The sequence below is a fragment of the Acidisoma sp. L85 genome (assembly GCF_009765865.1).
GTDB lineage: Bacteria > Pseudomonadota > Alphaproteobacteria > Acetobacterales > Acetobacteraceae > Acidisoma.
This window is the reverse complement of sequence record NZ_LMUQ01000075.1, coordinates 1,994-9,392: the sequence shown is the minus strand read 5'-3', so window position 1 is coordinate 9,392 and position 7,399 is coordinate 1,994. Positions and strand designations below refer to the sequence as shown.

The 7,399-nt window shown below is 60.8% G+C and carries 5 protein-coding genes and 1 pseudogene; 5 read left to right on the top strand and 1 reads right to left on the bottom strand.

The genetic code is table 11. From position 1 onward, the window contains the following. A partial coding sequence (locus GSQ83_RS25505; protein WP_216850577.1) for a hypothetical protein occupies positions 1-347 on the top strand: 347 nt, incomplete at its 5' end. Positions 348-636: 289 nt separating this feature from the next. Here the strand turns inward: GSQ83_RS25505 and GSQ83_RS25500 are convergent. Next, positions 637-1,218, bottom strand: a pseudogene (locus GSQ83_RS25500) (IS21 family transposase); the annotation flags it as partial. Between the two features lie 644 nt (positions 1,219-1,862). Between GSQ83_RS25500 and GSQ83_RS25495 the strand changes: the two are divergent. The 4 genes from GSQ83_RS25495 to GSQ83_RS30735 all read left to right on the top strand — a co-directional run. After that, positions 1,863-4,601 (top strand): LuxR family transcriptional regulator, encoded by a 2,739-nt coding sequence (locus GSQ83_RS25495; RefSeq protein ID WP_216850575.1) that lies wholly within the window; start codon positions 1,863-1,865, stop codon positions 4,599-4,601. 313 nt (positions 4,602-4,914) lie between these two features. After that, positions 4,915-5,730 (top strand): alpha/beta hydrolase, encoded by an 816-nt coding sequence (locus tag GSQ83_RS25490; RefSeq protein ID WP_216850574.1) that lies wholly within the window; start codon positions 4,915-4,917, stop codon positions 5,728-5,730. A 687-nt stretch (positions 5,731-6,417) separates the two neighbouring features. Further along, positions 6,418-6,834, top strand: coding sequence for a CopG family transcriptional regulator (locus GSQ83_RS25485; protein WP_158805696.1), 417 nt, complete (start codon positions 6,418-6,420; stop codon positions 6,832-6,834). A gap of 208 nt (positions 6,835-7,042) precedes the next feature. Beyond that, positions 7,043-7,399: hypothetical protein (locus GSQ83_RS30735; RefSeq protein WP_254065910.1), on the top strand; the 357-nt coding region annotated here is incomplete at its 3' end.

Sequence of the window (7,399 nt, the reverse complement as noted above, 5' to 3'; positions counted from 1 at the left end):
TGCTGCGGCGGCGGGATGATCAACGTCGCCGCCATCCCGCCAGAGAAGGCAACGCACAACATGCCGATCTGGAACAGCTCATGACATCATCGGAGGAATGTTCGATCATTCTAGAAATCATCCCGGAGCTGTCTCTCGGCGCCGGCGTGATGATATTGTCTTCTGGTGACGTCAACACCCCATCTCCAATAGAATGCCTGGATGATACGATCGATATTCTGCGGTCCTACGCTCGTAATGACGTCGGCATGGGAGCAGACGCACGAACCAAGGCAGCATGGCAGAGCAATTTGCCGGAACCCGCGACTCATCAGGGGCGCCGTCGTCGATCAATCCCCATAGACTGAGCCTTGTGACGCGGCTTCGTTCAATCAGGCTTCTGTTCACTCCCGCAGCATGGGGCGCCGCCGCGTTCTGCTGTGATGCGGGACTAAACAGAACCCTCATTCATTCCGACGATGCCGCTCACCCAATCCGAGATGATGGCGCCCATCATTCCGAGATGATGCCGCCCACCTGAAGGGCCTTCGTTGGTGGTTTCATTGGGGGGGTTAGAGGGGCTGTAGTCAAGCTCCGTTTGACCGTGGGTTTTGCGGGCGTAAAGCGAGCTCCGCAGGGCTCAGTCAGGCGGCTAAAGGCTTGAACATGGGCGTCGATCCAGTCGGGTAGTGTCTCGGTCCAGCTCGCATGGGCGAAGCTGAGACTTGATCCTCCCATCACCGCCACGAAAATATGCGCTGCCTGAATATGGCCGCTGTGGCGGTCGACGATTACCGGAACGGTGTCGCCCGCGTAATCGACAAACAGTTTGTCTCCGCCGAGATGGGTCTGTCGCATCGTGACGGGAAGGCGCTGCTCCCAGGTCGCGTAAAGCTCACAAAAGCGACTGTACCGATACCCGTCCGGATTGATTTCGATGTAGTCGTCCCAAAGGATCTGCAAGCTGACATGCTTGCGCTTCAACTCGCGCTTCACTGCCGCCCAGTCGGGCTCAGCCCTTCGCCGGTGGCCCTGCTTCGTGCCCGCTGGACCGTAGAGACGGGTCTCAAGATCAGGGTCGCTCAGCTCCAACGGCAGCGGCCACGACAGGCCAGAACGCCCAAACCGTTGGAACATCTCCCGGGGGGTCGATGGTACCACCTCGGTCCGACGGGCGACCTCTCGCGCCGCCAAGCCGGCGTCTAGCCTCAACCTCAACATCTCGCGCACTCGGCGCATCGCGATCCTCTCCGTCGGCATCGGCCCCTCCAAAATGAAGCGACCTTATCGAGCCAACGACTGCCCCCCCCTCCCACAAACCCGGTCGGGATCATCTCGGAACCCTGGGCGGGATCAAATCAGAATGGTGGGCGCCATCAAATCGGAACGACGGGCGCGATCACCCCGGAATCTGCACAAAAGCAAGGCGTCGATCTAAAGGTGGCAAACGACATCAAAGAGTCGTCGAGGTAGCGGCTCTCGAAAGAGACTGGAAGGCAAACGCGTCGCAGGCCCCGATCGCGGGCATCGCTGAGGACCCTCAACATCCGCATCCGAGCCAACGATTGATCCGCCGCTCGGCCGTAGTGGCAGGCACGAACCATGCCCATAGATCATCCCGCCAGCGGGCACTCGGGAAGGCGGACCAGGACCGATCTACGGTCATGCGATCGTTTGGGGGAGCCCCGTAGCGCCCACGTTGCCGTCGGCGGCCTGGGCTGGATCCTGAAACCAGGCTGTTCGGACATCACCCGCCCGCCAGCCGCTGATCGACGCTTGATGCAGGTGGTGTGAGTAGCTCGGCCGGTCTAGGTTTAGCGATGGCCAAATCGACGAAAGAGCCACGCTCGCCGCGAAGGCAACCGCGCCTTGGCGCTCGATCCGTGCCCCTCGTTCTCCAGGGCCGACAGCAAGACATTGCCCTGATCGATCATATGATTGAGCGAATCGATCAAGGTGGATCGACACTCGTCATCAGCGGCGAGCCTGGGATTGGAAAAACCGCGCTCCTCGATATAGCAAAGCGGCGAGCTCGCGAACGCGGCGTGTCTGTATTAGCGATGACCGGCGTCCTGGCGGAAGTCCATTTGCCGTTCGCGGCTCTTGAGCAGGCGCTGCGCCCGTTGATGAAGCGGGCTGACAGCTTGGTCCCTCGCCAGCGATCCGCCTTACTGGCCGCTTTCGGCATGCATGATGATGTGGGAGCACCCGATTTCTTTCTGGTGGCACTTGCAACGCTATCTCTGCTGGCCGAAAGCACACCCCGCAGACCGATCCTGCTTGTTGCCGATGACGCTCAATGGCTAGACGAGGCAACCTATGACGTACTGGCATTCATTTCGCGCAGACTGGGATCCGATGCCATCGCTCTCTTGGTAGCTATGCGCGACGGCTCCAATCGTCCTTTCGGTGACGCCTCTACCCTTCGGCTTAACTTGTCGGGACTTAACGATATCGACGCTGAGTATTTGCTGCAATCTCACGCTCCGGGCCTTTCGGCCGACCTTCGCAGCCGCTTTCTCAAAGAGGCCGCCGGTAACCCTCTGGCCCTGTTGGAACTGCCCAATGGCGAGCAGGCAACTGAGGCTCAAGATACGCTGTGGCTTCCGCTGACGGAGCGGTTGGAACGGGCCTTCTCAACTCGATTGTCCGACCTCCCGAACACGGCCCGCACTCTGCTGTTCGTGGCGGCGGAGAATGACGGGACATCGCTCCACGAAATCCTGCGCGCGGGCGAAGCGGTGTTGGGTGAGCCGGTTGGCATCGACGCCTTGGCGCCGGCGATCGCCGTGAAGCTAATCCAAATCGACAAAACGGAGTTGCGATTTCGGCACCCGCTCGTTCGTTCAGCGATGCATCAGGCGGCCGATCTGGGGACCCGCCAGCGGATCCACGCAGCACTCGCGTCGTCCATTCGGGACCAGTTAGATCGACAGTTGTGGCATCGCGCGGCAGCGACTATCGGTCCTGACGAGGAACTCGCAGGCGAGCATGACAACATGGCAGCGCGCGCCGTGCGGCGCGGGGCAGTCGCTATGGCGATCGAGGTTCTCGAGAAGGCGGCGCGACTGAGCGGCACGGCAAGAGCCAGAAGCAATCGGCTTTTGAAGGCCGCCGAGCTTGCCGCTGAGCTGGGTCAAGCTGAAACGCTGGAGCGCCTGCTGCGCCAGGTAGACACGGATGAGTTGGACAAGCTCGCTCTCGTGCGGATCGGTTGGTGTCGTGAGATCAGCAAGCCACCGGGGATCGAGGATCCGTCTAAAGTCTCTGCTTTGATTGCCTTTGCTTCCGAGGCCCGCGCTGGAGGCGCAAAGGATCTGGCAATCAATCTCCTATGGCGCGCCGCTCAGCGCTGCTGGTGGAGCGACGCAAGCGACGAACTCAGGGCGAGAGTTCTTGTTGCGGCAAGCCGGGTGGGAATGCCGGAGGCGGACCCTCGCTTGATCGCAATATCCGCCTACATCGAACCGCTTCGTCGGGGGAGCGACGTTTACGATAAGCTCCAGGCCCTCTCCTCGATAGACGACAGCAATCCTGGTATCGCACGGGTTCTTGGAGCGACCGCTAATGTCATTGGGGCGTTCGATTTCGGCGCACGCCTTCTCTGCGAGTTCAGTGCCACGCTACGCACACAGGGACGGCTCGGCGAACTCGCGCGCGTGCTGTTCGCGCAGGGCTGGGCGGAAATGGAAGTGGGAAACTGGACTGGCGCGATGAGCGACGCTGAAGAGTCAGCGAGCCTTGCGGAAGAAACAGGGGGGACCCTGTGGATCGCCGCGGCCATAATTCTGAAAGCCAAGCTTACGGGAATGCGGGGTAACTTGGACCAATCCGATGCGTATGCCGCGCAAGCGGAACGCCTGCTTCTGCCAACTGGCGCCAGCTTCTTGCGAGTATTATTGCAGATCGCGCGAGGCGTGTCCGCCATTGGAGCAGGCCAGCACTGGCAGGCGTACGAACAACTGCGACGCGTTTTTCTGCCTGACGATCCAGCCTTCAGTGCCGGCCTTGAGTTCTTTGCACTTGCGGATTTCGTGGAAGCCGCCGCCTTTACTGGGAATGCTGAGGCGGCTCATCGTGTGATCGACGACGTCGAGAGCCTATCGGCGCCCGTCCGGGTGCCGTGGTTGGACACGATGCTGTATTACGGCAAAGCTTTGCTTGCAGACCCGGCGGACGCCGAACAGCTGTTCATTAAGGGGCTTGGGCCCGCAGCGAAGAAGTGGCCGTTTTTGCGAGCCCGTCTTCTCCTTGCTTATGGCGCGTGGTTGCGCCGCCAGCGAAGATCCGCTGATGCGAGGGCTCCATTGCGTGCAGGCCGTGACACTTTCGACGCGCTCGGCGCCGCGCCTTGGAGCGCTCGAGCGCGAGAGGAACTGCGTGCCTCGGGCGAATCCAGCCGTCGCCGAGCCGAGCGGGCATGGGAGGCGTTGAGTCCACAGGAGCTTCACATCGCGCAACTCGCAGTCCAAGGCCTCTCCAACAAGGAAATTGGGGCCAGGCTTTATCTCTCTCACAGAACCGTCGGTTACCACTTGCATCGGATTTTTTCGAAAGCCGGCATCACGTCGCGGTCCGGACTAGCCCCCATTGTTGCTGGCGCAAGTTATCCCACCAACTGACCGCAGAGCAGTCATCCGACTGGTCATTTGACAGAAGCGCAGCCCCGCCTCGCGGGCTAAATCCCGGTTGCATGCAACCCACCGGAAAATCACCGTGAAGCTTTTTGTCTCGCTTGCAATCCTCAGCCTCGGAGCAACCCTTATGATCCAGCCTGTCCAAGCTGCCCCGGATCCCGCCACTGACCCTCGAATCGATCCTCAGGTTCGAGCCTTCCTACAGGAGATCAATAAGGACCCCAGTCCTTTCTGGGAGCTCCCTCAGCCGAAACCCCAGGAAATTCTGACGGCCCTTCAGAATAAGACGCCCGTCGACATGTCGGGGGTGAACACGACCGCGCAGACCATCACCGAGGATGGTCAGACCGTGAAGATCTATATCATGGAGCCCAAGCAGGTCACCGGCAAACCCGGTGTGCTGCTATTCATTCATGGCGGGGTTTGGATCGTTGGGAACTTCCAGAACCATCAGCGACTGCTGCGAGACCTGGTGGTCGGCTCTGGGCAAGTCGGGGTTTTTGTTGAATACACATCCTTGCCCCAGGCGCGCTTCCCCATTCAGCTCGATCAGTCCTACGCCGCCTTGAAATGGGTCGCGGCGCATGCCGAAGACTTTGGCGCGGATGGCAGCCGGATCGCGGTAGCCGGCAACTCGGTCGGCGGCAACATGACTGCTGCTTTGACGCTCATGGCCAAAGATCGTCACGGTCCAAAGATCAGTTACCAAGTGCTGATGATCCCGGCGACCGACGCGAGCGTGGACACAGCGTCCTATCATGAATATGGCACCGGGCGGTTCCTGGCCCGCGCCTTCATGAAGTACGGTTGGGATTTGTATGCGCCGGATGCCAAGACGCGTAACAATCCTTACGTATCGCCGCTACGCGCCACCCTGCAGGAGCTGCGTGGGCTTCCGCCGGCTCTGGTCATTACTGCTGAAAATGACCCATTGCGCGATGAAGGCGAGGCCTACGCCCGCAAGCTCAAGGAGGCCGGCGTGTCCGTGATCGCCACCCGCTACAATGGGATGATTCACGATTTCGTCCTGCTGAACGGCATCCAGACCGATCCGGAGCCTGAGGCCGCGATCCGTCAAATGGCGGCTGAGATCAAGGCCCACATAGCGCCCTGAAAGAGACCTGACCAAGAGTGCAGCGACTGCGTGCCGCGCTCTGGTTAGAGCCCGTCTCTGGTCGAGTTCGCAACGTCGGCTTGCGACGCTAACTAGCGCATTGCCGGCCAGCGCGCAGGCATGCCGGAGATTGAACGCTCAGGTCTGAGCCCGAAAAATCAACCTTCTTCGCATTGTGGCGGGGCGGCGCACCGTAAGCGGTGAGGTCGCTGCGCTCCTTCTTGAATCGGCCGAGGGCATGCAAGGGGGTGGCGGCGCGACGACGCCGGCGGCGACGCGGGCGAGTCGGAGGAAGGGACTAATATGTGAGAGGCCGGGCACGGGTGAACACGCGATAAACGTCCTTCCCGCGTGTTTATCCTGCGCGGGAAGGACGCAGGCTGCTAAGGTCGAGGTCACATCGCTCGGCGCAGCCAGAGCGGCAAAGACAGCGGAACTGGATGGCAAGCTGATCACTCTCTGCTAGAAATCCGAGGCGGCGAAAGCAGCCTCGCCGCCTCGGATGCCGAGTGCGAGTTCATGCCGTTCGACCTTCCGCTGCAAAGGAGTTGGATAACCTGTAGCGGGAACTCGCAATCGCCGACCGAATCCGTGAGGAAGCGGCCGAACTTCAGAAGCGCCTGCACAGGACCCTTGATACCCGCCAGTGGCCATCCATATACCATCCATACGGATGGAGGGGCGATTATGGGCACAGTGCATGACATTCGGACTAAGACGGCGGACAGCGAGAAGATCACAATCAACCTGGGTTACGTCGATCTCGGCCATATCGATCTGATGGTAAAGGATGGGTTCTATTCGAACCGGACAGACTTCATCCGCACCGCTATTCGCAATCAGCTCGACCGCCACGCTGACGTGGTCCGCCAGTCCGTGGCGCGAAAGACCCTCGACATTGGTCTCGCGCATTACCGCCGCCGCGACCTCGAGGCGGTGCAAAACCGCGGCGAGATGCTGCGCATCAACGTGCTCGGCTTAGCCACCGTCGCCCGAGACGTCACGCCCGAGCTGGCCCGCGCGACCATCGCCTCGGTGACGGTCTTGGGTGCGCTCCATGCCAGCGCCGAGGTCAAGGCCGCCTTGGCAGACCGAACGAACTAAATCAAGCTGACGGGCCAAGCGTCGCCCGTCAAAACGACGACGATCCACTATCGACGGAAGCCGATATCGGTTCCGCACGGGGATGCCTGATGGGGTCCCAAACAAGAAAGTCACAGTCATGAAGAATCACCTGCCTGACGGGCTGCTACAGGCGACACGTTTGACAACGGGAGGCCGTCTTGCGGAGGCCACCGCCGCTTTGCAGAACATGCTTGCCGGCCGAGCAGCGAGATCAAACGCCGATGTGAACCCGCAACTGAACCCTCTTACGATCGAAGGCGTGGTCGAACCGGCAAGATCGGCAAGGGGCGGCCACGCACCACAAACATGGGCCAGGTTCGGTAAAGCCGGCGGCGGCGGGACCTTTGCCTCCGGGCAGTTCAATTTGAAGCCGGCGGTCTCCCATCCGTCATGCAATTTCTTTGGGCAAGGCACCCACGGCAATTTCCAGTTGCCGGTCGGTGGTCTAGCTTCACTGTCTCCGAACCGGGCCCCAGTCATCGTGCCGGATGGTGCGCGGTTTCTTGCCAAGACCTTCAGCAACCAGGCCGGCAGCCGCCCCTAC